At 66.7% G+C, this 25,817-nt stretch carries 28 protein-coding genes; 16 read left to right on the forward strand and 12 right to left on the reverse strand.

The window, feature by feature from the left end:
* The first annotated feature begins 18 nt into the window (after positions 1-18).
* Positions 19-1,077: a PA0069 family radical SAM protein gene (locus tag F3I62_RS02290; protein WP_160488062.1), complete on the forward strand. Its 1,059-nt coding sequence runs from the start codon at positions 19-21 to the stop codon at positions 1,075-1,077.
* 84 nt (positions 1,078-1,161) lie between these two features.
* On the forward strand, positions 1,162-1,887 hold the full coding sequence (locus F3I62_RS02295; protein ID WP_160488063.1) for a carbonic anhydrase: 726 nt from the start codon (positions 1,162-1,164) through the stop codon (positions 1,885-1,887).
* A 46-nt stretch (positions 1,888-1,933) separates the two neighbouring features.
* Here the strand turns inward: F3I62_RS02295 and F3I62_RS02300 are convergent, their stop codons facing one another.
* Positions 1,934-2,575 carry a hypothetical protein gene (locus F3I62_RS02300; protein WP_160488064.1) on the reverse strand — a complete coding sequence of 214 codons (642 nt, stop codon included), beginning with the start codon at positions 2,573-2,575 and terminating at the stop codon, positions 1,934-1,936.
* A 372-nt stretch (positions 2,576-2,947) separates the two neighbouring features.
* Between F3I62_RS02300 and coxB the strand changes: the two genes are divergently transcribed.
* Genes coxB through F3I62_RS02320 form a run of 4 tightly spaced genes read left to right on the forward strand, consistent with a single transcriptional unit; the run spans position 2,948 to position 7,118 of the window.
* Positions 2,948-4,072 (forward strand): cytochrome c oxidase subunit II, encoded by a 1,125-nt coding sequence (gene coxB / locus F3I62_RS02305; RefSeq protein WP_160488065.1) that lies wholly within the window; start codon positions 2,948-2,950, stop codon positions 4,070-4,072.
* Between the two features lie 4 nt (positions 4,073-4,076).
* Positions 4,077-5,660, forward strand: a complete 1,584-nt coding sequence (gene ctaD / locus F3I62_RS02310; RefSeq protein ID WP_160488066.1) for a cytochrome c oxidase subunit I — start codon at positions 4,077-4,079, stop codon at positions 5,658-5,660.
* Between the two features lie 10 nt (positions 5,661-5,670).
* Complete coding sequence (locus F3I62_RS02315; protein ID WP_160488067.1) at positions 5,671-6,219, forward strand: cytochrome c oxidase assembly protein; 549 nt, start codon at positions 5,671-5,673, stop codon at positions 6,217-6,219.
* A gap of 11 nt (positions 6,220-6,230) precedes the next feature.
* Complete coding sequence (locus F3I62_RS02320) at positions 6,231-7,118, forward strand: cytochrome c oxidase subunit 3 (protein WP_160488068.1); 888 nt, start codon at positions 6,231-6,233, stop codon at positions 7,116-7,118.
* Positions 7,119-7,148: 30 nt separating this feature from the next.
* Here the strand turns inward: F3I62_RS02320 and F3I62_RS02325 are convergent, their stop codons facing one another.
* Positions 7,149-7,352, reverse strand: coding sequence for a twin transmembrane helix small protein (locus F3I62_RS02325; RefSeq protein WP_160488069.1), 204 nt, complete (start codon positions 7,350-7,352; stop codon positions 7,149-7,151).
* Between the two features lie 75 nt (positions 7,353-7,427).
* Between F3I62_RS02325 and F3I62_RS02330 the strand changes: the two genes are divergently transcribed.
* From F3I62_RS02330 to F3I62_RS02350, 5 genes are all read left to right on the forward strand, one after another.
* Positions 7,428-8,171 carry an SURF1 family protein gene (locus F3I62_RS02330; protein ID WP_160488070.1) on the forward strand — a complete coding sequence of 248 codons (744 nt, stop codon included), beginning with the start codon at positions 7,428-7,430 and terminating at the stop codon, positions 8,169-8,171.
* The gene (locus tag F3I62_RS02335; protein ID WP_160488071.1) at positions 8,134-8,727 is read left to right on the forward strand and encodes a hypothetical protein; all 594 of its coding nucleotides are present in this window, start codon (positions 8,134-8,136) and stop codon (positions 8,725-8,727) included. Before F3I62_RS02330 ends, F3I62_RS02335 begins: the two co-directional genes overlap by 38 nt.
* Before the next feature lie 121 nt (positions 8,728-8,848).
* The gene (locus F3I62_RS02340; RefSeq protein ID WP_160488072.1) at positions 8,849-9,913 is read left to right on the forward strand and encodes a heme A synthase; all 1,065 of its coding nucleotides are present in this window, start codon (positions 8,849-8,851) and stop codon (positions 9,911-9,913) included.
* 18 nt (positions 9,914-9,931) lie between these two features.
* Positions 9,932-10,831 carry a heme o synthase gene (cyoE, locus tag F3I62_RS02345; RefSeq protein WP_160488073.1) on the forward strand — a complete coding sequence of 300 codons (900 nt, stop codon included), beginning with the start codon at positions 9,932-9,934 and terminating at the stop codon, positions 10,829-10,831.
* Positions 10,828-11,466 carry an SCO family protein gene (locus F3I62_RS02350; RefSeq protein ID WP_160488074.1) on the forward strand — a complete coding sequence of 213 codons (639 nt, stop codon included), beginning with the start codon at positions 10,828-10,830 and terminating at the stop codon, positions 11,464-11,466. Before cyoE ends, F3I62_RS02350 begins: the two co-directional genes overlap by 4 nt.
* Positions 11,467-11,535: 69 nt before the next feature.
* Here the strand turns inward: F3I62_RS02350 and F3I62_RS02355 are convergent, their stop codons facing one another.
* From F3I62_RS02355 to zur, 7 genes are all read right to left on the reverse strand, one after another.
* Positions 11,536-12,318 carry a MetQ/NlpA family ABC transporter substrate-binding protein gene (locus F3I62_RS02355; RefSeq protein WP_160488075.1) on the reverse strand — a complete coding sequence of 261 codons (783 nt, stop codon included), beginning with the start codon at positions 12,316-12,318 and terminating at the stop codon, positions 11,536-11,538.
* A gap of 102 nt (positions 12,319-12,420) precedes the next feature.
* Positions 12,421-13,101, reverse strand: a complete 681-nt coding sequence (locus tag F3I62_RS02360) for a methionine ABC transporter permease (RefSeq protein ID WP_160488076.1) — start codon at positions 13,099-13,101, stop codon at positions 12,421-12,423.
* The gene (locus F3I62_RS02365; RefSeq protein WP_160488077.1) at positions 13,098-14,105 is read right to left on the reverse strand and encodes a methionine ABC transporter ATP-binding protein; all 1,008 of its coding nucleotides are present in this window, start codon (positions 14,103-14,105) and stop codon (positions 13,098-13,100) included. Before F3I62_RS02365 ends, F3I62_RS02360 begins: the two co-directional genes overlap by 4 nt.
* Positions 14,106-14,481: 376 nt before the next feature.
* Complete coding sequence (locus F3I62_RS02370) at positions 14,482-15,525, reverse strand: hypothetical protein (protein ID WP_160488078.1); 1,044 nt, start codon at positions 15,523-15,525, stop codon at positions 14,482-14,484.
* Positions 15,526-15,578: 53 nt separating this feature from the next.
* Positions 15,579-16,367 carry a zinc ABC transporter permease subunit ZnuB gene (znuB, locus tag F3I62_RS02375; RefSeq protein ID WP_160488079.1) on the reverse strand — a complete coding sequence of 263 codons (789 nt, stop codon included), beginning with the start codon at positions 16,365-16,367 and terminating at the stop codon, positions 15,579-15,581.
* Positions 16,367-17,158 carry a zinc ABC transporter ATP-binding protein ZnuC gene (gene znuC, locus F3I62_RS02380; RefSeq protein ID WP_160488080.1) on the reverse strand — a complete coding sequence of 264 codons (792 nt, stop codon included), beginning with the start codon at positions 17,156-17,158 and terminating at the stop codon, positions 16,367-16,369. The genes znuB and znuC overlap by 1 nt, the downstream gene beginning before the upstream one ends.
* A complete protein-coding gene (zur, locus tag F3I62_RS02385) occupies positions 17,155-17,655 on the reverse strand; it encodes a zinc uptake transcriptional repressor Zur (RefSeq protein WP_160488081.1) in 501 nt (166 codons plus the stop codon). The genes znuC and zur overlap by 4 nt, the downstream gene beginning before the upstream one ends.
* 64 nt (positions 17,656-17,719) lie before the next feature.
* Between zur and F3I62_RS02390 the strand changes: the two genes are divergently transcribed.
* Positions 17,720-18,664: a zinc ABC transporter substrate-binding protein gene (locus tag F3I62_RS02390; protein ID WP_372240068.1), complete on the forward strand. Its 945-nt coding sequence runs from the start codon at positions 17,720-17,722 to the stop codon at positions 18,662-18,664.
* Between the two features lie 9 nt (positions 18,665-18,673).
* On the opposite strand, the gene F3I62_RS02395 is transcribed toward F3I62_RS02390, so the two are convergent.
* Entirely contained in the window at positions 18,674-19,624 is a 951-nt protein-coding gene (locus F3I62_RS02395) for a homoserine kinase (protein WP_160488083.1), read from the reverse strand.
* Between the two features lie 51 nt (positions 19,625-19,675).
* Positions 19,676-19,963 carry a DUF2782 domain-containing protein gene (locus F3I62_RS02400; protein WP_160488084.1) on the reverse strand — a complete coding sequence of 96 codons (288 nt, stop codon included), beginning with the start codon at positions 19,961-19,963 and terminating at the stop codon, positions 19,676-19,678.
* Positions 19,964-20,036: 73 nt separating this feature from the next.
* On the opposite strand from F3I62_RS02400, the gene polA reads away from it, so the two are divergent.
* Positions 20,037-22,847, forward strand: a complete 2,811-nt coding sequence (gene polA, locus F3I62_RS02405) for a DNA polymerase I (protein WP_160488085.1) — start codon at positions 20,037-20,039, stop codon at positions 22,845-22,847.
* A 372-nt stretch (positions 22,848-23,219) separates the two neighbouring features.
* On the opposite strand, the gene yihA is transcribed toward polA, so the two are convergent.
* Positions 23,220-23,873: a ribosome biogenesis GTP-binding protein YihA/YsxC gene (gene yihA, locus F3I62_RS02410; RefSeq protein WP_160488086.1), complete on the reverse strand. Its 654-nt coding sequence runs from the start codon at positions 23,871-23,873 to the stop codon at positions 23,220-23,222.
* Between the two features lie 184 nt (positions 23,874-24,057).
* On the opposite strand from yihA, the gene F3I62_RS02415 reads away from it, so the two are divergent.
* The 3 genes from F3I62_RS02415 to F3I62_RS02425 all read left to right on the forward strand — a co-directional run bounded on the left by F3I62_RS02415 (position 24,058) and on the right by F3I62_RS02425 (position 25,807).
* The gene (locus tag F3I62_RS02415) at positions 24,058-24,351 is read left to right on the forward strand and encodes a cytochrome c5 family protein (protein ID WP_160488087.1); all 294 of its coding nucleotides are present in this window, start codon (positions 24,058-24,060) and stop codon (positions 24,349-24,351) included.
* 45 nt (positions 24,352-24,396) lie between these two features.
* A complete protein-coding gene (locus tag F3I62_RS02420; protein ID WP_160077267.1) occupies positions 24,397-25,020 on the forward strand; it encodes a cytochrome c in 624 nt (207 codons plus the stop codon).
* A gap of 142 nt (positions 25,021-25,162) precedes the next feature.
* Positions 25,163-25,807 carry a thiol:disulfide interchange protein DsbA/DsbL gene (locus F3I62_RS02425; RefSeq protein WP_160488088.1) on the forward strand — a complete coding sequence of 215 codons (645 nt, stop codon included), beginning with the start codon at positions 25,163-25,165 and terminating at the stop codon, positions 25,805-25,807.
* Positions 25,808-25,817: the final 10 nt, after the last annotated feature.

The following is a 25,817-nucleotide window of genomic DNA, read 5'->3' on the forward strand; positions in this document are numbered from 1 at the left end:
TCTGTCGAGGGCCTTGCCATGTCTACCCCCCTGCCACCGCGCGGTCGCGGCACCGCCAGCAACCCGCACAACCGCTTCGCGGCGCAGCGCATCATCGCCACGGACGACGGCTGGTTCCAGGAAGTGCCGCCCAGTCGCGCCACCGAGGTGCGGGTGGAAATGGCCAAGAGCATCATCAGCCGCAACCAGTCGCCGGACCTGCCGTTCGACCGTTCGCTCAATGCCTACCGCGGCTGCGAACACGGTTGCATCTACTGCTATGCGCGGCCCAGCCATGCCTACTGGGACCTGTCGCCGGGCATCGACTTCGAGACCAAGCTGATCGCCAAGCGCAACGCGCCGGCCCTGCTCGAACAGCAGCTGAGCAAGCCCGGCTACGTCTGCGCGCCGATCGCCCTGGGCAGCAACACCGACCCCTATCAGCCGATCGAGCGCGAGCACCAGCTGACCCGCCGTTGCCTGGAAGTGCTGCTGCGCTATGGCCACCCACTGACCATCGTCACCAAGGGCGCGCTGATCCTGCGCGACCTCGACCTGCTGAGCCAACTGGCCGAGCGCCGCCTGGTCGCGGTGTATATCAGCCTGACCACCCTGGATGACGCGCTCAAGCGCATTCTCGAACCGCGTGCCGCCGCCCCCTCCGCGCGTTTGCGGACGATCCGCGTGCTGCGCGAAAACAGGATTCCGGTGGGCGTGCTGTGCTCGCCGATGATCCCGATGATCAACGACATGGAGCTGGAGAGCCTGCTGGAAGCGGCCAAGCAGGCCGGCGCGCAGAGTGCCAACTACATGCTGCTGCGCCTGCCGCGGGAGGTGGCACCGCTGTTCGAGGAATGGTTGCAGGCCCATCACCCGCAACGCGCCGAGCATGTGCTGAGCCTGATCCGCCAGAGCCGCGGCGGCGAGCTGTACGACAGCCGCTTCGGTCAGCGCTTCCGCGGCCAGGGGGTGTTCGCCGAGCTGCTGGCCCAGCGTTTCCAGCTGGCGCTCAAGCGCCTGGGGCTGAATCGGCGCGAGGGTTTCGGCCTCGACTGCAGCCAGTTCGCCCCGCCCGGCGGGCAGTTGTCTCTACTGTAATTTGTGACTATTCGCGGCTGGCGGCTGTCCGCATGCCAGGTCGATAATTCGCCCAGCGCAACGGTTCAGCATGAGGTAGACGCAATGCCCTACAAGCACAACGCCATTCCCCTGCAGGCGCGCACCGCGCCGGAAAGCGCCGACGAGGCGCTGAGCGCCATAGTCGGCGGCTTCAAGCGCTTCCGCAGCGAGGTCTTCCCGCAGCAGGAAGAGCTGTTCAAGGCCCTGGCCAGCGCGCAGAACCCGCGCGCTATGTTCATCACCTGCGCCGACTCGCGCATCGTCCCCGAACTGATCACCCAGAGCGCGCCGGGCGACCTGTTCGTCACCCGCAACGTCGGCAACGTGGTGCCGCCCTACGGGCAGATGATGGGCGGCGTTTCCACCGCCATCGAGTACGCGGTGCTGGCCCTGGGCGTGCAGCACATCATCGTCTGCGGCCATTCCGACTGCGGTGCGATGAAGGCGGTGCTGGCCCCCGAGACCCTGGAGCAGATGCCCACGGTCAAGGCCTGGCTGCGCCACAGCGAGGTGGCGCTCAGGGTGGTCGAGGAGAACTGCACCTGCAACGGCCACGACACCCTGGGCATCCTCACCGAGGAGAACGTGATCGCCCAGCTCAACCACCTGTGCACCCACCCCTCGGTCGCGGCCAGGCTGGCCAGCGGCCAACTGTTCATCCACGGCTGGGTGTACGACATCGAGAGCAGCGCGATCCGTGCCTATGATGCCAAGAGCGGGGGCTTCCTGCCGCTGGATGGCGAGGTGGTGCCGATGGCCACGCCCAAGGCGCGCTACCCGGCGCAGTGAAACGACAAGGCCCGCGCATGCGGGCCTTGTTGCATCTGGCGCGTGATCAGGCCGGCAGGCCCAGCTCCACGCCCAGCTGGCGCGACAGGCACGGCCAGCTCTGCCAGGCCGCCAGGGTCTGCGGGCTGCTCAGGCGGGCGCGGTAGTCCTGCACCGAACTCTGCTGGAACACGCGGTCATCCAGCAGCCCGTCCATGGCGTGCCGCACCGCTTCGTCCAGCTGGTTGGCGAAGGGCTCGCCGATCAGCTGGTGGGCGATCAGGTTGGCCACCGTGGTATCCAGCGGGATCAGCGGCTGGCCGAGGTGGGTGATGTAGCGGTCGTTGACCTCCTCGACCAGGCGGTGGGCCAGGTAGGATTCGTCGAGCAGGGCATCCAGGCCCTGATGGCCCTCCATGACGCTTGGCGGGCTGAGGAAGAACTGCTCGGCCAGCTTCAGCACCGGCTTGATCTGCTCCTCGATGCCGGCTTCGCGGGCCACGCTGTTGGCTGCGTCGAGCACGTCCGGTACCTGCTCGATATAGGCGGCGACGAAGCGTTCGAGCACGCCGCGGGCGTCACTGGCCGGCAGCTGGATGCTCGGATGCAGCTTGGCCAGCTGGCCTTGCAGCTGTCGCGCCAGGGCGCCGCTGTCGGCCTCATGGGCGAGGGCCTGTTGGATCTGTTCGCGCAGTGCGAGGGTATTCATGACGGCTCCTGTGATGAGGACATGATTCAAACGAGAATTCACCTTAGCTCGCCAGGGGCGCTGACTAAGATCGGATTGTCATAATTATTAAATATTTATTCTACTCTGCTATATCAAGCGCCCCGCTCTAGGCCGCAGCCCTCGCCATTGCTGCCACTGCGGCCAAGGATAAATTTCCCGCGGCATTTTTCTGGCTGCGTTGTTATGTCGCAGCGGCTGTCTATACTCGAAATCGCAAGGCGTTACCTGATGGAACCGGACGGGCTGCGGCACGGAGAGGTTTCGACAGTTTCAGCCAGCCGTATTGGCAGTCGATCCCTTTGCCGCGGGCTTTGCCGGCGGGATAACAAGAAAAATTAAGGGGAACCCGCAATGATGCGACATCCACGAGTCTGGATGGGCCTCCTGCTGTGGTTGGCATTTGGCTCGGCGCAGGCCGAGTGGGCAGTCAACATGCTGCCCGGCGCCACCGAGGTCAGCCGTTCAGTCTTCGACCTGCACATGATCATCTTCTGGATCTGCGTCGTGATCGGCGTGGTGGTCTTCGGTGCCATGTTCTGGTCGATGATCATCCACCGCCGCTCCACCGGCCAGGTCGCTGCCCACTTCCACGAAAGCACCACGGTGGAAATCCTCTGGACCGTGGTGCCGTTCGCGATCCTGGTGGTCATGGCGGTGCCGGCGACCAAGACCCTGATCGACATCTACGACACCTCCGAGTCGGAGCTGGATATCCAGATCACCGGCTACCAGTGGAAGTGGCACTACAAGTACCTGGGCCAGGACGTCGAGTTCTTCAGCAACCTGGCCACGCCGAGCGCGCAGATCCACAACCAGGCGGAAAAAGGCGAGCACTACCTGCTCGAGGTGGACCAGCCGCTGGTGGTGCCGGTCGGCACCAAGGTGCGCTTCCTGATCACCGCTGCCGACGTGATTCACTCCTGGTGGGTGCCGGCCCTGGCGGTGAAGAAGGACGCCATCCCCGGCTTCGTCAACGAGTCCTGGACGCGCATCGACAACCCCGGCATCTACCGTGGCCAGTGCACCGAGCTGTGCGGCAAGGATCACGGCTTCATGCCGGTGGTGGTGGAAGCCAAGAGCAAGGAAGACTTCGCCATCTGGCTGGCCGAGCGCAAGGCCGAGGCGGCCAAGGTCAAGGAGCTGACCAGCAAGGAATGGACCCGCGACGAGCTCTACGCCCGTGGCGAGAAGGCCTACCAGACCACCTGCGCCGCCTGTCACCAGCCGACCGGCGAGGGCCTGCCGCCGATGTTCCCGGCGCTCAAGGGCTCGAAGATCGCCACCGGCCCGGCCGCCGGCCATATCGGCATCGTGGTCAACGGCAAGCCGGGCACCTCCATGGCCGCCTTCGGCAAGCAACTCTCGGAAGTCGACATCGCCGCGATCATCACCTACGAACGCAATGCCTGGGGCAATGCGGTGGGCGACATGGTCACGCCGAAAGACATCCTCGCGTTCAAACAGGCTCAGGAGTAAGGACATGAGTGCAGTGATCGACCACGGTCATACTGACCACCACCATGGCCCGGCCAAGGGCCTGATGCGCTGGGTACTGACCACCAACCACAAAGACATCGGCACCATGTACCTGTGGTTCAGTTTCATCATGTTCCTGCTCGGCGGCAGCATGGCCATGGTGATCCGCGCCGAGCTGTTCCAGCCGGGCCTGCAGATCGTGCAGCCGGAGTTCTTCAACCAGATGACCACCATGCACGGCCTGATCATGGTGTTCGGTGCGGTGATGCCGGCCTTCGTCGGCCTGGCCAACTGGATGATCCCGCTGATGGTCGGCGCGCCGGACATGGCCCTGCCGCGGATGAACAACTTCAGCTTCTGGCTGCTGCCGGCGGCCTTCGGCATGCTGGTCAGCACCCTGTTCAGCGAAGGTGGCGGGCCCAACTTCGGCTGGACCTTCTACGCGCCGCTGTCGACAACCTACGCGCCGGAGTCGGTGACCTTCTTCATCTTCGCCGTGCACCTGATGGGCATCAGCTCGATCATGGGCGCGATCAACGTGATCGCCACCATCCTCAACCTGCGTGCCCCCGGCATGACCCTGATGAAGATGCCGCTGTTCGTCTGGACCTGGCTGATCACCGCCTTCCTGCTGATCGCGGTGATGCCGGTGCTGGCCGGCGTGGTGACCATGATGCTGATGGACATCCACTTCGGCACCAGCTTCTTCAGCGCGGCCGGCGGCGGCGACCCGGTGCTGTTCCAGCACGTGTTCTGGTTCTTCGGCCACCCCGAGGTGTACATCATGATCCTGCCGGCCTTCGGCGCGGTCAGTTCGATCATCCCGGCCTTCGCGCGCAAGCCGCTGTTCGGCTACACCTCGATGGTCTATGCCACCGCCTCGATCGCCTTCCTGTCGTTCATCGTCTGGGCGCACCACATGTTCACCGTGGGCATCCCGCTGACCGGCGAACTGTTCTTCATGTACGCCACCATGCTGATCGCCGTGCCCACCGGGGTGAAGGTGTTCAACTGGGCCAGCACCATGTGGCAGGGCTCGATGACCTTCGAGACGCCGATGCTGTTCTCCGTGGCCTTCGTCATCCTGTTCACCATCGGCGGCTTCTCCGGGCTGATGCTGGCCATCGCCCCGGCGGACTTCCAGTACCACGACACCTACTTCGTGGTGGCGCACTTCCACTACGTGCTGGTGCCCGGCGCGATCTTCGGCATCTTCGCCTCGGCCTACTACTGGCTGCCGAAGTGGACCGGGCACATGTACGACGAGACCCTCGGCAAGCTGCACTTCTGGATGAGCTTCATCGGCATGAACCTGGCGTTCTTCCCCATGCACTTCGTCGGCCTGGCCGGCATGCCGCGGCGCATCCCCGACTACAACCTGCAGTTCGCCGACTTCAACATGATCTCGTCGATCGGCGCGTTCACCTTCGGGGCAACGCAATTCTTGTTCCTGTTCATCGTCATCAAGTGCATCCGTGGCGGCAAACCGGCCCCGGCCAAGCCCTGGGACGGCGCCGAGGGGCTGGAGTGGACGGTGCCGTCGCCGGCGCCCTACCACACCTTCACCACCCCGCCGGACGTGAAGTAGGAGCGCCGCCGTGAGCGAAGCCCTGGCTACCCGTCGCCTGATCGTCCGCCTGCTGGCGGTGGTGGTCGGCATGTTCGCCTTCGGCTTCGCCCTGGTGCCGATCTACGACGTGATGTGCCAGGCCTTCGGCATCAACGGCAAGACCGCCGGGGCCTACCAGGGCGGACAGGTGGTGGACGAGCAGCGCCAGGTGCGCGTGCAGTTTCTCGCCACCAATGCCGCCGACATGGTCTGGGAATTCCGCGCCAAGGCGGATGACCTGGTGGTGCATCCGGGGGCCAGCAACGAGATGCTGTTCGTCGCCTACAACCCCACCGACAAGCCGATGACCGCCCAGGCCGTGCCCAGCGTGGCGCCGTCCAAGGCGGCGGCGTTCTTCCACAAGACCGAGTGCTTCTGCTTCACCCAGCAGGTGCTGCAGCCTGGCGAGCGCATCGAGATGCCGGTGCGCTTCATCGTCGACCGCGACCTGCCCGCCGATGTGAAGCACCTGACGCTGGCCTACACCCTGTTCGATATCACTGCGGCGCAGGTTTCTGTGGCGCAGACGACTCCATAAGGAGAACAACAATGTCGAGTCACCAGCACTACTACGTTCCCGCCCAGAGCAAGTGGCCGATCATCGCCACCCTCGGCATGCTGCTGACCGTCTACGGTCTCGGCACCTGGTTCAACGACCTCAAGGCCGAGCGGGCCGACTCCAATGGCCCGCTGATCTTCTTCGTCGGCGGCCTGTTCCTCGCCTACATGCTGTTCGGCTGGTTCGGCGCGGTGATCAAGGAGAGCCGCGGCGGCCTGTACAGCCCGCAGATGGATCGCTCGTTCCGCTGGGGCATGAGCTGGTTCATCTTCTCCGAGGTGATGTTCTTCGCCGCCTTCTTCGGCGCGCTGTTCTATGTGCGCAACTTCGCCGGGCCCTGGCTCGGCGGCGAGGGCGCCAAGGGCGTGGCCAACATGCTCTGGCCGGCATTCGAGTTTGCCTGGCCGGCGCTGAACAACCCGGATGCCAAGCTGTTCCCGCCGCCCAAGGAGGTGATCGATCCCTGGCACCTGCCGCTGATCAACACCATCCTGCTGGTCAGCTCCAGCTTCACCGTGACCTTCGCCCACCACGCGCTGAAGAAGAACAAGCGCGGCCCGCTCAAGGCCTGGCTGGCGCTGACCATCCTGCTCGGCCTGAGCTTCCTGGCGCTGCAGATCGAGGAATACATCGAGGCCTATACCGAGCTGGGCCTGACTCTGGGCTCGGGCATCTACGGCGCGACCTTCTTCATGCTCACCGGCTTCCACGGCGCCCACGTGACCCTGGGGGCGATCATCCTCACGGTGATGCTGGTGCGCATCCTCAGGGGCCATTTCGATGGCGACCACCACTTCGGTTTCGAGGCGGCCAGCTGGTACTGGCACTTCGTCGACGTGGTCTGGCTGGGCTTGTTCGTCTTCGTCTACGTGCTTTGAGGTGCGTGCCGGGCAGCCGACTTGGCTGCCTTACCAGGGGGCGTGGCTGGCCAGTTGGCCGCTGTAGAACCCCCAGGCGATCAGCGCCACGGTCAGTGCAGTGAGAATCACCCGCAGGCTCAGCGAATTGACCACTCGCATGCCACGGCCCTCGTCCTTGACCAGGAAGAACAGGCCGCTGAACAGGCTGACCAGGGTGGCCAGCAGCAAGAGGACGATCGCGGCTTTGAGCATGCGGGACTCCGGGGGATGGGCAATGGGATGTACTTGCAGTATAGCCAGCCGCGTTGCGGGTTTCGGGAGGCACCGATGAGCGCCTTTCGTCCCGGCATTCTGCCCAGCGTGGTGGTGGCGCTGCTGTTGCCGCTGCTGGTGGCCCTGGGTTTCTGGCAACTCGAGCGGGCCGAGCAGAAGCGTGCCCTGCTGGCCAGCCATGCGGCGCGTCAGCAGGCGGCGCCGATCAGCCTGGCCGAGCTGGAGCAACAGCGCGACCCGGCGCACACCCGCTTCCGCCTGCAGGGCCAGTTCGATGCCGGCCACAGCCTGCTGCTGGACAACCGCCAGCGCCACGGCCAGGTCGGCGTCGAGCTGCTGCAACCCTTCTATGACCAGGCCAGCGGCCTGTGGCTGCTGGTCAACCGCGGCTGGCTGCCCTGGCCGGATCGGCGCACCCCGCCGCAGTTCAGTACCCCGGAGCAGCCCCTGGAACTGGTGGCGCAGGTCTACCTGTCGCCGGGCGCCGGCTTCCAGCTGCAGGCCGACCCGGCGGGCAAGGACTGGCCGCGGCTGATCACCCTGGTCGAGCCGGAGCGCCTGTGGCAGCAGCTCGGCCGCGGCGGTCTGGCCTACGAAGTCCGTCTCGAACCCGGCCCTGCCGCCTACCTGGTCGAGTGGCCGGTGGTGGCCATGAGCCCGGACAAGCACACCGGCTATGCCGTGCAGTGGTTCGCCCTGGCGGCGGCGCTGTGTGGCCTTTATCTCTATCTCGGATGGCGCAATGCGCGGGAGCAGCACGATGAGCACAACCCTGAATCCCCTCGGCAGCATTCCTGAGGTGGCCGTACCGCGTGCGCGCGGACGCCTGCAGCTGATCCTGCTGCTGCTGGTGGCGATCGGCCCGATGATCCTCGCCACGGCCATGTACCAGTGGCGCTTCTGGGTGCCGGATGCGCGCAACTACCACGGCGAGCTGATCGGCGACGGCCAGAGCCTGGCCGATCTCGGCGTCACCGGGGCCAGCCAGGCACGTTGGCAGATCCTGGTCACCGCGCCGCAGGGCTGCGCCGAGGATTGCCGCCAGTTGGTCTACACCGCCCGACAGATCCAGATCGGCCTCAATCGCGATGCCAGCCGCGCCAGCCACGGCCTGGCCAGCGGCAGCCCGCTGCCGGCCGACTACGATGCCCAGCTGCAGCGCGAATACCCGCAGCTGGGCCGCTATGGCCTCGACCTGCCGGCCTACGCGAAGACCAGCAAGGGTGCCAGCGGCGCCCAGCTGTGGCTGGTCGACCCGCACGGCAACCTGGTGCTGCGCTACGACGCCACGACCAAGGGCAAGGCCATCCTCAATGACCTGCGGCTGTTGCTGAAGCTGTCGCAGATCGGCTGAGAACCAGCCCATGATCTGCTGCGCGTCGGCCATGCCGCGTTGGACGCGGGCTCTAGCTCGCGAGATCATGGACAGGTTCTGACTGCTCTTCAGCCCAATAAAAACAAGAAGAGGCTTGCGCATGACTGAACGCACAACCCGCCCCGGCTACCGCCTGGCCCTGTTCGCCACCCTGCTGGCGGTGCTGGTGGTCCTGCTCGGCGCCTACACCCGGCTGACCCACGCCGGCCTCGGCTGCCCGGACTGGCCGGGCTGCTACGGCTTTATCGGCGTGCCGCAGAGCGAGGCGCAACTGGCCCATGCCGAGGCGCGCTTCCCCGAGGCGCCGGTGGAAGCACAAAAAGGCTGGAACGAGATGGTCCATCGCTACTTCGCCGGCAGCCTCGGCCTGGTGATTCTCGGCCTGGCGCTGCAGGCCCTGCGCCGCCGCGGCGAGCCGGGCCAGCCGCTCAAACTGCCCCTGCTGCTGCTCGGCGTGGTGATCGCCCAGGCCGCCTTCGGCATGTGGACGGTGACCCTCAAGCTGTGGCCGCAGGTGGTCACCGCGCACCTGCTGGGCGGCTTCACCACCCTGGCGCTGCTGTTCCTGCTGAGCCTGCGCCTGTCCGGTGCACTGCCGGCGCTGCCGAGCATTTCCCGGCGCCTGCGCCTGCTGGCGGGCGTGGCCCTGGCCCTGGTCATCGGGCAGATCGCCCTGGGCGGCTGGGTCAGCTCCAACTACGCGGCGGTGGCCTGCATCGACCTGCCCACCTGCCATGGCCAATGGCTGCCGGAGATGGACTTCGCCAACGGCTTCCACCTGACCCAGCACATCGGCCCCAACTACCTCGGCGGCCAGCTCGACAGCGATGCGCGCACCGCCATTCACATGAGCCACCGCATCGGCGCCCTGCTGGTCAGCCTGGTTCTGCTGGTTCTGGCCTGGCGCCTGCGCGCTGCCGGCCAGGGCCGCCTGGCCGCTTTGCTGCTGCTGGCCCTGACCGCGCAGATCAGCCTGGGCATCAGCAACGTGCTGCTGCACCTGCCGCTGGCCGTCGCGGTCGCGCACAACGCCGGTGGTGCGGCCCTGCTGCTGGTGCTGGTGCTGATCAACTACCGCCTGCGTGGCGTTGCCATAGCCACAAGCCCCGCTAGCCAATCCTCCGTCATCCCGGCTGACGCCGGTCTGGCCCAGGTCAGTCAGTAATCATAAGGAGAGACCCCCATGGCTACTCTGTTGCAAACCCGCCGGGAGCACGCCAGCTGGCGCGACTACCTGGAACTGACCAAGCCGCGTGTGGTGCTGCTGATGCTGATCACCTCCTTGGTCGGCATGTTCCTCGCCACCCGCGCCGGGGTCGCCTGGCCGGTGCTGGTGTTCGGCAACCTCGGCATCGGTCTGTGTGCCGGCGCGGCGGCGGCGGTTAACCATGTGGTCGACCGGCGGATCGACTCGATCATGGCGCGCACGCACAAGCGTCCGGTCACCGCCGGGCGCCTGTCGCCGGTGGCGGCGCTGGGCTTTGCCCTGTTGCTGGCGGTGGCGGGCATGGCCCTGCTGCTGACCTTCACCAACGAGCTGGCCGCCTGGCTGACCCTGGCCTCGTTGCTCGGCTATGCGGTGCTCTACACCGGCTTTCTCAAGCGCGCCACGCCGCAGAACATCGTCATCGGCGGCCTGGCCGGCGCCGCGCCGCCGCTGCTCGGCTGGGTCGCGGTCACCGGGCATATCAGCGCCGAGCCGCTGCTGCTGGTGCTGATCATCTTCGCCTGGACACCGCCGCACTTCTGGGCCCTGGCCATCCACCGCAAGGAGGAGTACGCCAAGGCCGACATCCCCATGCTGCCGGTGACCCATGGCGAGCACTACACCAAGGTGCACATCCTGCTGTACACCGCGGTGATGATCGCCGTGACCCTGCTGCCCTATGCCATCCACATGAGCGGGCTGCTCTATCTCGCCTGCGCGGTGGTGCTCGGCGGGCGCTTTATGCACTGGGCGCTGGTGCTGTACCGTGACAGCCGACCGCACGCGGCGATCAACACCTTCAAGTACAGTATCTGGTACCTGTTCCTGCTGTTTATCGCCCTCCTCGCCGACCACTACCTGTTGCTGAACCTATGAGCCGAACGCAGAAAACCGTCTTTGTCCTCTTCGCCGCCGTCGCCCTGGTGCTCGGCCTCACCGTCAACAAGGTGCTCAACAGCAAGGGCGACGGCACCGACAAGGTGGCCCTGCTCGATGCCGGCATCGTCCTGCTGCCGCAGAGCCGCAGCCTGCCGGGCCTGTCGCTGACCAACCAGGATGGCCAGGCGCAGGCCGTGGACCAGCTCAAGGGCCAGTGGAGCCTGCTGTTCTTCGGCTACACCTTCTGCCCGGATATCTGCCCGGCCACCCTGGCGCAGCTGCGCCAGCTCAAGGGCATGCTGCCGGCCGAGGCCCAGGCCAGGCTGCGCGTGGTGCTGGTGACGGTCGACCCGCAGCGCGACAATCCCGAACAGCTGAAGAAATACCTGGGCTTCTTCGACCCGGCCTTCATGGGCCTGACCGGTGCCCAGGACGATCTGCAGAAGCTCGCCAGCGCGGTGAGCATCCCCTATATCCCGGCCGATACCAGCCAGGAAAACTACACCGTCGACCACAGCGGTAACCTAGTGATCCTCGGCCCGGACGGCACCCAGCGTGGCTTCATCCGCGCGCCGCTGAACAACGACAAGCTGGCGGCGCAATTGCCGGGACTGCTGCAGAGCGAAAAGTGATCGTCCGGCATCCGGACAGAAAAAAGCCGCGCAGTGCGCGGCTTTTTCTTGGGCGGGTTAAGCCGGCGATCAGAACGCCGGGACTACCGCGCCTTTATATTTGTCGTTGATGAAGGCTTTGACTTCGGCGCTGTGCAGCGCCTTGGCCAGCTTCTGCAGGGCCGCGTCGTTCTTGCTGGCTTCACGCACCACCAGGATGTTGACGTAAGGCGAGTCGCTGCCTTCGATCACCAGGGCATCCTTGGTCGGGTTGAGGCCGGCTTCCAGGGCGTAGTTGGTGTTGATCAGCGCCAGGTCGACCTGAGCCAGTACACGCGGCAGGGTGGCCGCTTCCAGCTCACGCACCTTGATCGCTTTGGGGTTCTCGGCGATGTCCTTGACGGTGGCGGTGATTCCGGCGCCGTCTTTCAGCTTGATCACGCCAGCTTTTTGCAGCAGCAGCAGGGCACGGCCGCCGTTGGTGGCGTCGTTGGGAATCACCACCTGGGCGCCCTGCGGCAGCTCGGCGAGGGTCTTGATCTTGCTCGAGTAGGCGCCGAAGGGTTCGACGTGCACGCCGGCGATGCTCACCAGCTTGGTGCCGCGCGAGGCGTTGAATTCATCCAGGTACGGCTGGTGCTGGAAAAAGTTGGCGTCCAGGCGCTCTTCGGCCACTTGCACGTTCGGCTGCACGTAGTCGGTGAAGACTTTCACCTGTAGGTCGACGCCGTCCTTGGCCAGGGCCGGTTTGACGAACTCGAGGATCTCCGCGTGCGGCACGGCGGTGGCGGCGACGCGCAGGGTGTCGGCGGCCTGGGCGGCAGCACTGGTCAGGGCGGCCGCGGCGGCCAGGGCAGTCAGCAGTTTTTTCATGGTGCAGCTCCTTGTGGGATTGGGTGCGGGGTCCCGTGGGTAACGGGTCGCCCGCTGTGCTATGGGGTAAGGCGAATTCAGTCGGTTATTTGCGCGAGCTTTTTATTTCCTAGAAAAATGCACCACCAGCTTGTCGCCGGCGGTCTGCAGCACCTGCACCAGCACCAGCAGGAGGATCACGGTCACCGCCATCACGTCCGGCTGGTAGCGCTGGTAGCCGTAGCGCACGGCCAGGTCGCCGAGGCCGCCGCCGCCGATCAGGCCGCTCATGGCGGTGTAGGAGACCAGGGTGATGGCGGTCACGGTGGCAGCGGCGATCAGCCCCGGCAGCGCTTCCGGCAGCAGGGCACGGAAGATGATCTGCAGGGTGGTCGCGCCCATGGCCTGGGTCGCCTCGATGATGCCGCGGTCGACTTCGCGCAGGGCGGTTTCCACCAAACGGGCGAAGAACGGCGTGGCCCCGACCACCAGCGGCGGGATGGCCCCGGCCACGCCCAGCGAGGTGCCGGTGATCAGCACGGTGAGCGGAATCATCAGGATCAGCAGGATCACGAACGGCACCGAGCGCAGCACGTTGACCAGCAGCGACAACACGGCGTACAGCGCGCGTTGCTCGAACATCTGCCGCGGCCCGGTGAGGAACAGCAGCACGCCCAGCGGCAGGCCGAGCAGCACGGTGAACAACAGCGAACCACCGAGCATGTTGAGGGTGTCGAGGCTGGCGTAGCCGATCTCCTGCCAGTCGACATTGGGCAGCCAGCTGGCCAGCAGGGACTCGATCATCGCAGCACCTCCAGGTGCACGTCGGCGGCCTGGAAGCGCGCCAGCGCGGCGTCGATGTCGCCGCCGGTGAGGGCCAGGGTCAGCTGGCCGTAGGGGCTGTCCTTGATGCGGTCGATGCGCCCGGCGAGGATGCTGTAGTCCACCCCGGTCTCGCGGGCCACGGTGCCCAGCAGCGGCGCATAGGTGGCCTCGCCCTGGAAGGTCAGCCGGAGGATGCGGCCCTGCACGTGGGCGAAGTCGTCGCGCTGCTCGTCCTCGTCGACGTGCTCGTCTTCCTGGACGAAGCGCTTGGTGGTGGCGTGCTGCGGATGCAGGAACACCTGGGCCACCGGGCCCTGTTCGACGATCTGCCCGCCGTCCATCACCGCCACCTGGTCGCACACCCGGCGGATCACGTCCATCTCGTGGGTGATCAGCACGATGGTCAGGCCCAGCTCGCGGTTGATCTCGGCCAGCAGTTGCAGGACGGAGGCGGTGGTCTGCGGGTCGAGGGCGCTGGTGGCCTCGTCGCACAGCAGGATCTTCGGCCGGGTGGCCAGGGCGCGGGCGATGCCGACGCGCTGCTTCTGCCCGCCGGACAGCTGCGCCGGGTACTTGCTGGCGTGGTCGGCCAGGCCGACGCGGGCCAGCAGTTCGGCGACGCGCTGGGCGATCGCGTCGCGGCTCAGCTCGCCGGCCAGTTGCAGGGGCATGGCGACGTTGGCGGCGACGGTCTTCGACGACAGCAGGTTGAAGTGCTGGAAGATCATCCCGACCTGCTGGCGGAAGCGGCGCAGGCCGTTGGCATCGAGCGCGGTGACGTCCTCGCCGGCGACCGTGATGCGCCCGCCACTGGGCTCTTCCAGGCGGTTGATCAGGCGCAGCAGGGTGCTCTTGCCGGCCCCGGAATGGCCGATCAGGCCGAACACCTGGCCGGCTTCGATGCGCAGGTCGGTAGGCTGCAAGGCGGGCACGGCGCGCCCGGCGACCTGGTAGGTCTTGTTGACGTGGTGGAACTCGATCACGGAGCGAACCTTGTGGGTACGTGGGAGTGACTGCCGCCATCCGATGGGCGCGGCGACTCCTTCTAGCCTAGGCGGTTAGCCGAAAGCCGCGCATTTTAGCCGGTTTGTTTATGCGCTCTTAGTCTTTATTGGCCTGAATTTCTTTCGAAGGGGCATAAGCTAGCAGGGCGGGTGAAACCTGCCCTGCTAGGGTTCGGAGCTCGCGAGCTAGAGCGAGACAAGGCGCAACGACCAGCGGGAGTAACAGCCGCAGGCTGGCCCGAAGGGGGAGCGCCAGCGAATCAAATGGCCGAGGGCGCGGAGTTTACGAGCTGTAAATGAGCAGCCCGAGGCCATTTCCAACGCAGTATCGCCGACGCGCAGCAGCTCCGAGAGGTCAGCTGTTGCTCTGCGGGCTCAGCACCAGGCGCGGCTCCTGGTCCGGCTTGAGCACCGGCGAGAATTGCGGGGTGAAGCTGGGGTCGAGCTTCTTGATGCGCGCCGAGAGCAGGGCGGCGACGAAGGGATAGTCCTTGGCCTCGCGCACTTCCAGGCGCACCGCGCAGTCGAAGGCGACCACATCGGCGGCGACCGCGTCGAGCAGGGTGCGCAGGCTGTCGCGGTCGTTGGCGTCGAGCATCGGCATGGCCACGCTGCTGCTGCTGGCGCTGGGGTCGATCAGGCGGGCGCGGCCGCTGCTCTGCGGCTTGCTGACCACCTGCGGCGCGGCGGCAACCACCGCCGGTGCGGTGCTGGCGGCCTCACGGACGGCGCGCTGTGCGGCGGCGGCGGCCTGTTCCTCGGCCAGTTGCTGCTGGCGGGCGCGCTCGGCTTCCTTCTTGGCGATGATCGCCTCGGCCTCGCGCAGGCGCCGCTCCACTTCTTCGCGGCGCTCGTCCGGGGCGGCGGGCGCTGCGCTCTTGGTGGCGGCGACGGGCGCTGCGGGCTGGCTGGCTGCCGGCGGCTGGGCGGCTGCCTGACGTTCGACGGCCTGCGGCCGGGCCGCTGCCTGGGCGGCCTGTTGTGGCGCGGCCTTGCGCGGCTGGGCGGCCTGCGGCGTGTCGCCGGCTGCTGCCGCGGCCAGGCTGGCCTGGTAGTCCTGCTTCAGGCCGGGGGCCTTGGCCATGTAGGGTTCGGCCTTGGCCAGGGCGGCCGCGGCGGCCTGCGGATTGTGCGCCGCCAGCTGCTGCTTGCCCTGGTTCAGGTAGGCGCCGGCCAGCTCGCGCTGGTACTGCTCGATGCGCACGTCGTTCCGGGCGGTTTGCTGTTGCAGGGCGGCCAGTCCCTGCTCGGCGGCCTGCAGTTCGCCGCGGCTGATCTGCGTGGAGACGGCGTTGAAGGCCTTGACCTGTTCGTCGATGGTCCAGTACTCGGCACGGGCTTCGCTGAGCAGCAGGCCCAGGGCAAGGGCCATGAAATAGCGCGGCGCGGTAGCGTTCATTTTGTGACCTGTCGGTTCTTGTTCGTTTTTGTTTGTGCAAAAAACGGCCAATACTAACGGGCCCGACGGGGGAGTACAAAGCTCAGCAGGAAAAGTGCGGCGGCGGCCACAACTATGGACGGCCCGGCGGGCGTGTCCTGGTACCAGGAAAGGCTCAGGCCCGCGCCTACCGCGAGCATGCCCAGCACGCTGGCGCCGATCGCCATCTGCTCCGGGGTGCGCGCATGGCGCTGGGCGGCGGCGGCCGGAATGATCAGCAGCGAGGTGATCAGCAGCACCCCGACTATCTTCATCGCCACCGCGATCACCACCGCGATCAGCAGCATCAGCGCCAGGCGCAGGGCCGCCACCGGCAGGCCTTCGACCCGCGCCAGCTCCTCGTGCACGGTGATCGCCAGCAGCTGGCGCCACAGCGGCAGCAGCAGGGCCAGGACCAGGACGGCGCCGCCGACTATCCAGGCCAGGTCGCCGGGGCCGACGGCCAGCAGGTCGCCGAACAGGTAGGCCATCAGGTCGATGCGCACCTCGTCCATGAAGCTCAGCACCACCAGGCCCAGCGACAGGGTGGTTGGCGCGAGGATGCCCAGCAGGGTGTCCGAGGCCAGCGGCTGGCGCTGCTGCAGGGTCACCAGCAACACGGCCAGCAGCAGGCAGCCGGCGGTCACCGCCAGGGTCGGGCTGACATCCAGCAGCAGGCCGAGGGCCACGCCGAGCAGGGCGGCATGGGACAGGGTGTCACCGAAGTAGGCCATGCGCCGCCAGACCACGAAGGAGCCCAGGGGGCCGGCGACCAGGGCCAGGGCCAGGCCGGCGAGCAATGCGTTAAGCAGGAAATCGGGCATCAGTGTTTACATCCCGGGCCGTGGACATGGGCCGGGCCGTGGATGGTCAGGCCGGGCTGGCTGACCACCGCGCCGTGCAGGTCGTGGCTGTGGTCGTGGTTGTGGTGGTAGATGGCCAGGCTCCTGGCGTCCTGGCCGAACATCTCGACGAACACCGGGTCGTTGCTGACCTGTTCCGGGTGGCCGGAGCAGCACACGTGGCGATTCAGGCAGACCACCTGGTCGGTGGTGCTCATCACCAGGTGCAGGTCGTGGGAGACCATCAGCACGCCGCAGCCGTGGCGGTCGCGCAGGCGGGTGATCAGGCGGTACAGCTCGGCCTGGCCGGCCACGTCGACGCCCTGCACCGGCTCGTCGAGAACCAGCAGCTCGGGCTCGCGCAGCAGGGCGCGGGCCAGCAGCACGCGCTGCAGTTCGCCGCCGGAAATGCCCTGCAGCGGGCTGTCGATCACCTGCTCGGCGCCGACCTCGGCCAGCGCCGCCTGCGCCGCGGCGCGGTCGACCCCCGGCACCAGGCGCAGGAAGCGCAGTACCGAGAGCGGCAAAGTCGGGTCGACGTGCAGCTTCTGCGGCATGTAGCCGATGCGCAGGCGTGCCTTGCGCTGCACCCGGCCGCTGTCCGGCTTGAGCAGGCCGAGCACGGCGCGCACCAGGGTGGTCTTGCCGGCGCCGTTGGGGCCGATCAGGGTGACGATCTCGCCGGCGCGTACGGTCAGCTGCACATCCTGCAGCACGGCCTGCCCGGCGAAGCCGACGCCGACGCCGTCGAGCTGGATCAATACCTCGCTCATGTCGCCTCCCGGCAGCTGGCGCACAGGCCGACGATTTCCACGGTCTGGCTTTCCACCACGAAGCCCACCTCTCTGGCACCGGCGACAATCGCCTGGCTGATGCTCGGCAGCTCCAGCTCGATGGCGGTGTGGCAGCTCCGGCAGATCAGGAATTGGCCCTGGTGCGCATGTTCCGGGCGCACGCAGCCGATAAAGGCGTTGAGCGAGGCGATGCGATGCACCAGGCCGTTCTCCTGAAGGAAATCCAGCGCCCGATAGACGGTCGGCGGGGCGGCGCGGCGGCCGTCCTCCTCGCTCAGCACGCCGAGGATGTCGTAGGCGCCCAGCGGCTTGTGGCTCTGCCAGACCAGCTCCAGCACGCGCTTGCGCAGGGCGGTCAGGCGCGTGCCCTGCTTGCTGCACAGCGCATCGGCCTCGGCCAGGGCGCTGCTGACGCAGTGCGAATGGTCGTGTGGCAGGCAGGCCAGCGGGGTCTTGGCGGTGTGGGGTTTGAGCATGGGCGGCGACGTCCAGGGTAAGAGACGTTATTCTATAACTCTTTGTCCGCCGAGTGTCGCTGTCGTGTCGCGTCTGTTTGCCATTGTCCTGTTGTGCCTGTTTTCCCTATCCGCCCGTGCCGAGGTGCAGCTGCTGACCAGCATCAAGCCGTTGCAGCTGATCGCCGCCGCCGTGCAGGAGGGCGTCGGCACGCCCGCCGTGCTGCTGCCGCCGGGCGCCTCGCCGCACAGCTTCGCCCTGCGCCCCTCGGATGTGCGCCGGGTGCACAGCGTCACCCTGCTGTACTGGATCGGCCCGGACATGGAGAGCTTCCTGCCGCGCGTGCTGCAGGGCCGCAGCCTGCCGAGCGTGGTCGTGCAGGACTTGCCGGGCTTGCAGCTGCGTCACTTTGCCAAGGTGGAAAGCGGCGAGGACGAGCCTGCCGATGAGCACGGGCATGACGAGCACGCGGCGGCGACCGATGAGCACGACCACGACCACCGCCCCGGCACCCTGGACGCCCATCTCTGGCTGCTGCCGCACAACGCCCGGGTGATAGCGGCGAAGATGGCCGCCGACCTGGCCCAGGCCGACCCGGCCAATGCCGCGCGCTACCAGGCCAACCTGGCCGCCTTCGGTGCGCGCCTGGATGCCCTGGATGCGCGGCTCAAGACGCGCCTGGCCAAGCTGGCCGGCAAGCCCTACTTCGTCTTCCACGAGGCCTACGACTACTTCGAAGCCGCCTATGGCCTGCAGCATGCCGGTGTGTTCAGCGTGGCGGCCGAGGTGCAGCCGGGGGCGCGGCACGTGGCGGCCATGCGTGAGCGCCTGCAGGCGGCCGGGCCGAGCTGCGTGTTCAGCGAGCCGCCGCTGCGCCCGCGCCTGGCGCAAACCCTGAGCGCCGGTCTGCCGGTCAAACTGGCGGAAATGGATGCCCTGGGCGGCAGCCTGGCGGTATCGGCGCAGGGCTACGAGCAGTTGCTGGACAATCTCGGCCAGCAGCTGGCCGCTTGCCTGGAAGGCCTCTGACGCAGGGCCTTACAGGGCGAAGGGCAGGGTCAGGCTGACCTGCTGGCGCTGCGCCAGGCGGCGCTGGAACTCGCCGGGGTCCTTGACCAGCACGTCGCGGCCCTGGAAGCGCCGCGCGGCGATCAGCCGCGACAGCCAGAAGCGCAGGCAGGCGATGCGCAGCATGGCCGGCCACAACTCGGCCTCGGCGCGGTTGAACGGCCGTAGCGCGGCGTAGGCGCCGAGCAGGGCACGGGCGCGCGGCAGGTCGAGGCTGTCGTCGGCCTGCGAGCACCAGTCGTTCACGGTGATCGCCAGGTCGTAGAGCATCGGCCCCGAGCAGGCGTTGTAGAAGTCGATCACCCCGGCCAGCTGGTTGCCGTCGAACAGCGCGTTGTCGCGGAACAGGTCGGCGTGCAGGTTGGCCCGCGGCAGGGCGAGGATGCGCTCCTTCAGCTCGGCGACCTCGTGCAGGCTGTCGCGCAGCAGCGGCAGCTGTTCGTCGTGCAGCTCCAGGGCCAGCATCGGGCCTTCCTCGAGCATCCAGTCGAGGCCGCGGTCGCTGCGCCGTTCGAGAATATTGTCGCGAGTGGCCAGGTGCAGGTGCGCCAGCCAGCCGCCGATCTCGGCGCAGTGGTGGGCGTTGGGCTGGGCGACATGCTTGCCGGCCAGGCGTGGCTGCAGCAGGGCGGGTTTTTCCGCCAGCTCGCGCAGGGTTTCGCCGCTTTGCGTGGGGATCGCGTAGGGCACCGGCAGGCCGGCCTGGTGCAGGCGTTCGAGCAGGGCGATGAAAAACGGCAGGTCGGCGCGCGGGCCGCGCTCGATCAGGGTCAGCACATATTCGCCGCCGTCCAGGCTGACGAAGAAGTTGCTGTTCTCGGTGCCGGCACTGATGCCCTGGAAGTCCTTCAGCCGTCCCAGCCCGTAGGGGGCGAGGAAGGCTTCCAGTTCGTGGCGTTCCAGCGGGGTGAAGACCGACATGGCATTAGCCTCCGAGGGGTGTGGCGGCGGGCCGGGGCCCGCCGCCGGCAGTTACCACTTAAAGATTTCCCAGGCCGGGATCAGCATGTCCGGCTGGTCGGAGCGGATGAAGTTGCCCTCGCTGCCGTCGGCGCGCACCAGGAAGTAGGGCTTGCCGATTTTCGGGGTGACCTTGATGGCGTAGAGGAAGCCATTCTGCCGGTATTCGGTGATGGTCTTGTCGCCATCCTGGCGGATGGTCACGTCCGGGTCGGCGCCCGGTGCATCCTCGGCGGCGATGGCATACAGCGGGCTGATGGCCAGCAGGCCGGTGAGCAACAGGCGGTTGAGTACGCGCATGGTAACCTTGTCCCTTTCTCTGGTTGGTGGGTTCATTCTAGCGCCCGCCCCTGGCAAAAGGTTGATCCTGCGCATGTCTAACACCCCTCTGGTTCTGGTCGACGGTTCCTCCTACCTGTACCGCGCCTTCCACGCCCTGCCGCCGCTGGCCACTTCCAAGGGCCTGCAGACCGGTGCGGTGAAGGGCGTGCTGAACATGCTCAAGAGCCTGCGCAAGCAGTACCCGGACAGCCCCTTCGCGGTGGTCTTCGACGCCAAGGGCGGGACCTTCCGCGATGCCATGTTCGAGCACTACAAGGCCAACCGCCCGCCGATGCCGGAGGAGCTGCGCGGCCAGGTCGAGCCGCTGCATGCCAGCGTGCGCGCCCTCGGCTACCCGCTGCTGTGCGTCGAAGGCGTCGAAGCCGACGACGTGATCGGCACCCTGGCCCGCCAGTGCGCGGCCGAGGGCCGCGACGTGGTGATCTCCACCGGCGACAAGGACATGGCCCAGCTGGTCTGCCCGCACGTGACCCTGGTCAACACCATGACCGGCAGCGTGTATGACATCGAGGGGGTCAGGGCCAAGTTCGGCGTCGGCCCGGAGCTGATCATCGACTACCTGGCGCTGATGGGCGACAAGGTCGACAACATCCCCGGCGTGCCGGGGGTCGGCGAGAAGACCGCGCTGGGCCTGCTGGTCGGCGTCGGCGGCGGCCTCGACGTGCTCTACGCCAACCTCGACAAGGTCCCGGCGCTGCCGATCCGCGGCGCCAAGACCCTGCCGGCCAAGCTGCTCGAGCACAAGGACATGGCCTACCTGTCCTACCAGCTGGCGACCATTAAGATCGACCTCGAACTGAATATCGCCATCGACGACCTGCATCCGGGCGAGCCGGACCGCGAGGCGCTGGTGGCGCTGTACAGCGAGCTGGAGTTCCGCGGCTGGCTGGACGAGCTGCAGCGCGGCCAGGCGCAGGGCAAGCCGCCGGTCAAGGCGGCGGCCAAGCCGGTCGCGGCCACGGGCGGCCTGTTCGACGAGCCGGCCGTTGCGGAAGGCGAGCCGGCAGAAGCGCCGGCCGCCAGCGATGCGCGCTATGAAACCGTGCTGGAACAGGCGCAGTTCGAGGCCTGGCTGAAGAAGCTGGAGCAGGCCGAGCTGATCGCCTTCGATACCGAAACCACCAGCCTCGACCCGCAGCAGGCCCAGGTGGTCGGCGTGTCCTTCGCCGTCAGCGCCCACGAAGCGGCCTATGTGCCGCTGGCGCACAGCTACATGGGCGTGCCGGCGCAACTGGACCGCGACGCGGTGCTGCGCGCGCTCAAGCCGATCCTCGAAGACCCGGCCAAGGCCAAGGTCGGCCAGCACGCCAAGTACGACATCAACGTGCTGGCCAACGCCTCGACGCCGATCAGCGTGCAGGGCGTGGCCTTCGACACCATGCTCGAATCCTACGTGCTGGACTCCACCGCCACCCGCCACGACATGGACAGCCTGGCGCTGAAGTACCTCGATCACAGCACCATCCGTTTCGAGGACATCGCCGGCAAGGGTGCCAAGCAGCTGACCTTCGACCAGATCGCCCTGGAGCAGGCCGGCCCCTATGCCGCGGAAGACGCCGACGTGACCCTGCGCCTGCACCAGACGCTGTGGGCCAGGCTGCAGCAGACCCCGGCGCTGGCCAGGGTGCTGCAGGAGATCGAGATGCCGCTGGTGCCGGTGCTGGCGCGCATCGAGCGCCAGGGCGCGCTGGTCGACGCCAAGCTGCTCGGCCAGCACAGCGTCGAGCTGGGCGAGCGCCTGGTCGAACTGGAGCGCCAGGCCTTCGCCATCGCCGGCGAGGAGTTCAACCTGGGTTCGCCCAAGCAGCTCGGCGCGATCCTCTACGAGAAACTGGGCCTGCCGATCATCAGCAAGACCGCCACCGGCCAGGCCTCCACCGCCGAGGCGGTGCTGGCCGAGCTGGCCGAGCAGGACTACGAGCTGCCCAAGGTGCTGATGCAATACCGCAGCCTGAGCAAGCTGAAGAGCACCTACACCGACCGCCTGCCGGAGCAGATCAACCCGCGCACCGGGCGCATCCACACCAGCTACCACCAGGCGGTCACCGCCACCGGCCGGCTGTCCTCGTCCGACCCGAACCTGCAGAACATCCCGATCCGCACCGCCGAGGGCCGGCGCATCCGCCAGGCCTTCGTCGCGCCCCAGGGCTACAAGCTGGTGGCGGCCGACTACTCGCAGATCGAGCTGCGCATCATGGCCCACCTGGCCCAGGACGAGGGGCTGCTGGATGCCTTCCGTCACGGCCGCGACGTGCACAAGGCGACCGCCGCCGAGGTGTTCGGCGTGCCGCTGGACGAGGTGACCACTGACCAGCGCCGCAGCGCCAAGGCGATCAACTTCGGCCTGATCTACGGCATGAGCGCCTTCGGCCTGGCCAAGCAGATCGGCTGCGACCGCAAGCAGGCGCAGGCCTATATCGACGTGTATTTCCACCGCTATCCCGGCGTGCTGGCCTACATGGAGCGCACCCGCGAGCAGGCGTCGCAGCAGGGCTATGTCGAGACCCTGTTCGGCCGCCGCCTGTACCTGCCGGACATCCAGGCGAAGAACCCGGCGCTGCGCAAGGGCGCCGAGCGCACCGCGATCAACGCGCCGATGCAGGGCACCGCGGCGGACATCATGAAGCGCGCGATGATTGCCGTGGACGCCTGGCTGCCGCAGTCCGGCCTGGATGCCAAGGTGATCCTGCAGGTCCACGACGAACTGGTGCTGGAGGTGCGCGAGGATCAGGTCGAGGCGCTCAAGGCCGGCCTGCTGCCGCTGATGAGCGGCGCCGCGGCGCTGGACGTGCCGCTGCTGGTCGAGGCCGGGGTGGGCGACAACTGGGACGAGGCGCACTGATTGCGTGGCCCCGGGCTGCGGCATGGGGTCGCAGCTTGGCGGCTAGTTAGCTCTTTTCGGTCTTTTAAATTACTGCTTATCGCAATGCGATTTAAAAAATGGCTGAACTATCCGCTGGCGGCACCGGTCAGAGTTTACGAATGGCATGTAGCCCTTCGATGCTCCTATGTGTGTTCTAGTGTTGGCAGATCTCTGAACCCCGCCCTAGCGGTTCAGAATTGAACCCCGGTCTTCTCCTCCCCATACGAAGTCCGGGGTTTTTTTTGCTCACGATTTGCTGCGCGTCGGCCAGGCGGCGTTGAAATTGGGCTCGGGCTGCTCATTTACAGCACGTAAACTCCGCGCCCTCGCCCAATTTCGCCTTGCCTGATCCTAGCTCGCGAAATCGGGATCCGAGCCTTCCTCTGCTTCGAGAAGCCCCATCCAGCCAGCCAGCACGGCCTGCGCTTCCTCGACGCCCTGGCGCTTGGGCGCCGAGAACAGCTGGATGCTGGCGTCCGTGCCCCAGCCCTTGCGGATATCCTGGCGAACCTTGAGCAGGGCGTTCTTGGCGGCGCCGAAGGTCAGCTTGTCGGCCTTGGTCAGCAGGATATGCAGGCGCATGCCACTGGCCTGGGACCAGTCGAGCATCATGCGGTCGAACTCGGTCAGCGGATGGCGGATATCCATCATCAGGATCAGCCCGACCAGGCTCTCGCGGCTGCTCAGGTAGGCTTCCAGGTGGCGTTGCCAGTGCTGTTTAAGCGGAATTGGCACCTTGGCATAGCCATAACCGGGCAGGTCGACCAGGCGGCGCTCTTCGTCCAGGGTGAAGAAGTTGAGCAGCTGGGTGCGCCCCGGGGTCTTCGAGGTGCGTGCCAGGTTGGCGTGGGTCAGGGTATTCAGCGCGCTCGACTTGCCGGCGTTGGAGCGCCCGGCGAAGGCCACTTCGAAGCCCTCGTCCGGCGGGCACTGGTCGACCTTGGCCGCACTGATCATGAAGGCAGCCTGTTGGCACAGACCGATGATGGGATTCTTGGGTTGCATGGGGATTTTCCGGTTGAGCCGGGCGCCAGCGTGGGGCGCGGCATGGTGTCGCTTCCGTTTCAGCGACGCCAGTATATAATGCCGCAGATTTTGTGTGCGCTTTGTCCCGTCCGTTGTTCCGGGAACGACATAATTAGCTGCGCGATAGAACGCAGAGCGTTCCTAACCCTGATGAGGTTGGCCCATGAAAAAAGTATTGATCGTTGCCGCCGCGCTTTGCGCCCTGTCCGTTAACGTGCAGGCCGCACAGGATGCCGAGGCGGTGTATGCCAAGGCCTGCATGGCTTGTCACAATGGCCAATTGCCGATGGCGCCCAAGCGTGGCGACAAGGCTGCCTGGGAGCCACGCGTGGCCAAGGGCATGGACGCGCTGGTGCAGAGCGTGACCAATGGTTTGAACGCCATGCCGCCGCGTGGCTTGTGCATGGATTGCACTGCAGAGGATTACCAGGCCGTCATTAAGTTGATGAGCGAGTAGTCCCGCAGAAATTTCTTTTACCTCTAGCCGTTATTGGATTAGCTGATGAACAAAGTACTCGTGAGTCTGCTGTTGAGCCTGGGCATTTCCTCTGCTGCGTATGCTGCAGGCGATGCCGCGATCGTCGGCGACGCCGAAGCCGGTAAGGCGAAGACCGCTGTGTGTGGCGCCTGCCACGCTGCGGACGGCAACAGCGCCGCCCCGAACTTCCCGAAACTGGCTGGCCAGGGCGAGCGCTACCTGCTCAAGCAGCTGAATGACATCAAGGGCGGCAAGCGTCAGGTGCTGGAAATGACCGGCCTGCTGACCAACCTCAGCGACCAGGATCTGGCCGACATCGCCGCCTACTTCGCCAGCCAGAGCATGAGCGTCGGCGCTGCCGATCCGGCCCTGGTGGCGCGTGGCGAGGAACTGTTCCGCGGCGGCAAGCTGGATCAGGGCATGCCGGCCTGCACCGGTTGCCACTCGCCGAACGGCGCGGGCAACGACCTGGCGGGCTTCCCGCAACTGGGTGGCCAGCACGCCGCCTATGTGGCCAAGCAGCTCACCGACTTCCGCGAAGGCAACCGCACCAATGACGGCGACACGCTGATCATGCGCGCTATTGCGGCCAAGCTGAGCAACAAGGATATCGCCGCGGTATCCAGCTACATCCAGGGCCTGCACTAAGTCCTGCGCGAGCGTCTGAAAAAGGGTGGCCACGGCCACCCTTTTTTGTGGGCGGCGCCGCTACAATGCAGGAACCCGCACCCGGGCCGCCGGTCGAACCCAGGCCCGCCCCGAGCGGCATCCATTTGCCAAGGAGTCATGCATGCGTAACCTGATTTTCAGTGCCGCCCTCGCCAGCCTCAGCCTGTTCAGCATCGGTGCCCAGGCCGAGTCGATTGAGGCCGGGCCGTTCACCGCCGGCAAGCAGTATGTCGAGCTGGCGACGCCGGTACCGGTATCGCAGCCGGACAAGATCGAAGTGGTCGAGCTGTTCTGGTACGGCTGCCCGCATTGCTACCAGCTCGAACCGACCCTCAATGCCTGGGCGGAAAAGCTGCCGGCCGACGTCAACTTCGTGCGCATCCCGGCCCTGTTCGGGCGCACCTGGGATATCCACGGCCAGCTGTTCATCACCCTCGACCTGATGAAGGTCGAGCAGAAGGTGCACAAGGCGGTGTTCGATGCCATCCACAAGGAAGGCAAGAAGCTGACCGATCCGCAAGAGATGGCCGAGTTCCTCGCCGGCCAGGGCGTCGATGCCGAGGCCTTCCTCAGCACCTACAACTCCTTCGCCGTGAAAGGCCAGATGACCAAGGCCCGCCAGCTGGCCAAGGCCTACCAGATCAGCGGCGTACCGGTGCTGATCGTGGGCGGCAAGTACCGTTTCGACGTGCGCAGCGCCGGCGGCGAAGAGCAGCTGCTGCAGGTGGCCGACTTCCTCATCGACAAAGAGCGCGCCGCACGCTGAGTATCCCGCC

The organism is Pseudomonas sp. R-28-1W-6, from assembly GCF_009799925.1.
Classification (GTDB): domain Bacteria; phylum Pseudomonadota; class Gammaproteobacteria; order Pseudomonadales; family Pseudomonadaceae; genus Aquipseudomonas.

Bases quoted from the DNA above. Each gene is read 5' to 3' on its own strand.
- zur (WP_160488081.1), bottom strand. From the start codon at position 17,655: ATGCTCAAACCCCACACCGCCAAGACCCCGCTGGCCTGCCTGCCACAC.
- F3I62_RS02355 (WP_160488075.1), bottom strand. From the start codon at position 12,318: ATGAAAAAACTGCTGACTGCCCTGGCCGCCGCGGCCGCCCTGACCAGT.
- F3I62_RS02295 (WP_160488063.1), top strand. From the start codon at position 1,162: ATGCCCTACAAGCACAACGCCATTCCCCTGCAGGCGCGCACCGCGCCG.
- F3I62_RS02425 (WP_160488088.1), top strand. From the start codon at position 25,163: ATGCGTAACCTGATTTTCAGTGCCGCCCTCGCCAGCCTCAGCCTGTTC.
- F3I62_RS02350 (WP_160488074.1), top strand. From the start codon at position 10,828: ATGAGCCGAACGCAGAAAACCGTCTTTGTCCTCTTCGCCGCCGTCGCC.
- F3I62_RS02320 (WP_160488068.1), top strand. From the start codon at position 6,231: ATGTCGAGTCACCAGCACTACTACGTTCCCGCCCAGAGCAAGTGGCCG.
- F3I62_RS02370 (WP_160488078.1), bottom strand. From the start codon at position 15,525: ATGAACGCTACCGCGCCGCGCTATTTCATGGCCCTTGCCCTGGGCCTG.
- F3I62_RS02300 (WP_160488064.1), bottom strand. From the start codon at position 2,575: ATGAATACCCTCGCACTGCGCGAACAGATCCAACAGGCCCTCGCCCAT.
- yihA (WP_160488086.1), bottom strand. From the start codon at position 23,873: ATGCAACCCAAGAATCCCATCATCGGTCTGTGCCAACAGGCTGCCTTC.
- coxB (WP_160488065.1), top strand. From the start codon at position 2,948: ATGATGCGACATCCACGAGTCTGGATGGGCCTCCTGCTGTGGTTGGCA.
- F3I62_RS02395 (WP_160488083.1), bottom strand. From the start codon at position 19,624: ATGTCGGTCTTCACCCCGCTGGAACGCCACGAACTGGAAGCCTTCCTC.
- F3I62_RS02325 (WP_160488069.1), bottom strand. From the start codon at position 7,352: ATGCTCAAAGCCGCGATCGTCCTCTTGCTGCTGGCCACCCTGGTCAGC.
- F3I62_RS02360 (WP_160488076.1), bottom strand. From the start codon at position 13,101: ATGATCGAGTCCCTGCTGGCCAGCTGGCTGCCCAATGTCGACTGGCAG.
- znuB (WP_160488079.1), bottom strand. From the start codon at position 16,367: ATGCCCGATTTCCTGCTTAACGCATTGCTCGCCGGCCTGGCCCTGGCC.
- F3I62_RS02415 (WP_160488087.1), top strand. From the start codon at position 24,058: ATGAAAAAAGTATTGATCGTTGCCGCCGCGCTTTGCGCCCTGTCCGTT.
- polA (WP_160488085.1), top strand. From the start codon at position 20,037: ATGTCTAACACCCCTCTGGTTCTGGTCGACGGTTCCTCCTACCTGTAC.
- cyoE (WP_160488073.1), top strand. From the start codon at position 9,932: ATGGCTACTCTGTTGCAAACCCGCCGGGAGCACGCCAGCTGGCGCGAC.
- ctaD (WP_160488066.1), top strand. From the start codon at position 4,077: ATGAGTGCAGTGATCGACCACGGTCATACTGACCACCACCATGGCCCG.
- F3I62_RS02335 (WP_160488071.1), top strand. From the start codon at position 8,134: ATGAGCACAACCCTGAATCCCCTCGGCAGCATTCCTGAGGTGGCCGTA.
- F3I62_RS02340 (WP_160488072.1), top strand. From the start codon at position 8,849: ATGACTGAACGCACAACCCGCCCCGGCTACCGCCTGGCCCTGTTCGCC.
- F3I62_RS02400 (WP_160488084.1), bottom strand. From the start codon at position 19,963: ATGCGCGTACTCAACCGCCTGTTGCTCACCGGCCTGCTGGCCATCAGC.
- F3I62_RS02330 (WP_160488070.1), top strand. From the start codon at position 7,428: ATGAGCGCCTTTCGTCCCGGCATTCTGCCCAGCGTGGTGGTGGCGCTG.
- F3I62_RS02420 (WP_160077267.1), top strand. From the start codon at position 24,397: ATGAACAAAGTACTCGTGAGTCTGCTGTTGAGCCTGGGCATTTCCTCT.
- F3I62_RS02290 (WP_160488062.1), top strand. From the start codon at position 19: ATGTCTACCCCCCTGCCACCGCGCGGTCGCGGCACCGCCAGCAACCCG.
- znuC (WP_160488080.1), bottom strand. From the start codon at position 17,158: ATGAGCGAGGTATTGATCCAGCTCGACGGCGTCGGCGTCGGCTTCGCC.